Below are 1714 nucleotides of genomic sequence, written 5' to 3'. Positions count from 1 at the left end.
AGGCCGGTACCGGCCGCCTTCAGCGACAGCAGGAAGACGGGCACCTCCCCGGACTGGAAGCGGTCGACGAGCTCCTCACGGCGCGGCACGGGCGTCCCCCCGTGCAGCAGCTCGGAGGCGATGCCGCGAGACGCCAGGTGGCGTTCCAGGATCCGGGCCATGGCCACGTACTGGGTGAACACCAGGACCGAGCCGCCCTCCGCGAGGATGGTGTCCAGGAGTTCGTCCAGCAGCTCCAGTTTCCCGGAGCGGGCGGCGTCCCGAGGGCCGGTCGGACCGGGAACGGGGTCCTTCAGGTACTGGGCGGGGTGGTTGCAGATCTGCTTGAGGGAGGTCAGCAGCTTGACGACCAGTCCGCGGCGTTCCATTCCGTCGGCGGCCGCGATCGCGGCGAGGGTCTCGCGCACGACGGCCTCGTACAGTCCGGCCTGTTCGCGGGTGAGGGACACCGGGTGGTCGGTCTCCGTCTTCGGCGGCAGCTCGGGGGCGATGCCCGGGTCGGACTTCTTGCGCCGCAGCAGGAACGGCCGCACCAGCGCGGCCAACCGGGCCGCGGCCTGCGGATCGCGGCCGCTCTCGACGGGCTCGGCCCAGCGGGTACGGAAGGTGCCGAGCCGGCCGAGGAGGCCGGGGGTGGTCCAGTCGAGGAGGGCCCACAGCTCGGACAGGTTGTTCTCGACCGGGGTGCCGGTGAGGGCGACGCGGGCCGGCGCGGGAATGGTGCGCAGCGCCTTGGCGGTGGAGGAGCGGGGGTTCTTGACGTGCTGCGCCTCGTCGGCGACGACCATGCCCCAGGGCGCGGCGGCGAGTTCGGCGGCGTCCAGGCGCATGGTGGCGTAGGTGGTGAGGACGAAGCCGCCGTCGAGGCCGTCGAGGGTGCGGCTGCCGCCGTGGAAGCGACGGACCGGTGTGCCCGGCGCGAACCTCTCGATCTCGCGCTGCCAGTTGCCGAGCAGCGAGGCCGGGCAGACGACGAGGGTGGGTTCGGGACGGTCCCGGTGCAGGTGCAGGGCGATGAGGGTGATCGTCTTGCCGAGGCCCATGTCGTCGGCGAGGCAGGCGCCGAGGCCGAGCGAAGTTCTCAGGTCCAGCCAGGCCAGCCCCCGCAGCTGGTAGTCCCGCAGGGTCGCGTCGAGCCCCTTCGGTGCCGGGGGGACCGCGGTCCGCTCCGGGTCGGCGGTCAGCCGGGACCGCAGTTCGGCGAGGGCTCCGGCGGCCGTCACCTCGACCCGCTCGCCGTCGATCTCGGCCGATCCGGTGAGTACGGCGGCCAGCGCGTCGGCGGCGGAGACCGTGACGGGCCGGTCGACGCGGGCGCGGGCGCGGCGCACCGCCGCCGGGTCGACCAGGATCCACCGGTCGCGCAGCCGGACCAGGGGACGGCTCGCCTCGGCCAGCCGGTCGAGTTCGGCCGGGGTCAGGTCCTCGGCCGGACCGCCGAGGGAGTGGCGCCAGTCGAAGGACAGCAGGGCGCCGGCCGAGAGGAGACCGGGCAGCGCCGAGTCGGCGGCGTGTGCGGCGGGGGAGTCGACCACGGCGCGGGAGGTGAGGGTACGGGCGAGGCCGCGCGGCCAGTGCACCTGGACGCCGTCGGCCGCGAGGGCCTCGGCGGCGCCGCCGAGCAGCTCCGCGACGTCCTCGTCGGCGAGGTCGACCGCCTCCGGTACGGCGGCCCCGAGCAGCGGGGTCAGCGCCGGCCAGAGCCGGGCCGCGC

Annotated in this window: 1 protein-coding gene; it reads right to left on the bottom strand. The window is 75.0% G+C overall.

Annotated features, from left to right (window positions below):
- A partial coding sequence (locus NOD94_RS40985) for an SNF2-related protein (protein WP_281211330.1) occupies positions 1 to 1714 on the bottom strand: 1714 nt, incomplete at both ends.

This window comes from Streptomyces sp. Isolate_45 (assembly GCF_024721315.2).
Lineage (GTDB): Bacteria > Actinomycetota > Actinomycetes > Streptomycetales > Streptomycetaceae > Streptomyces.
Note: the sequence above shows the minus strand (reverse complement) of the source record. Positions and strands in the feature narration are given on the sequence as shown.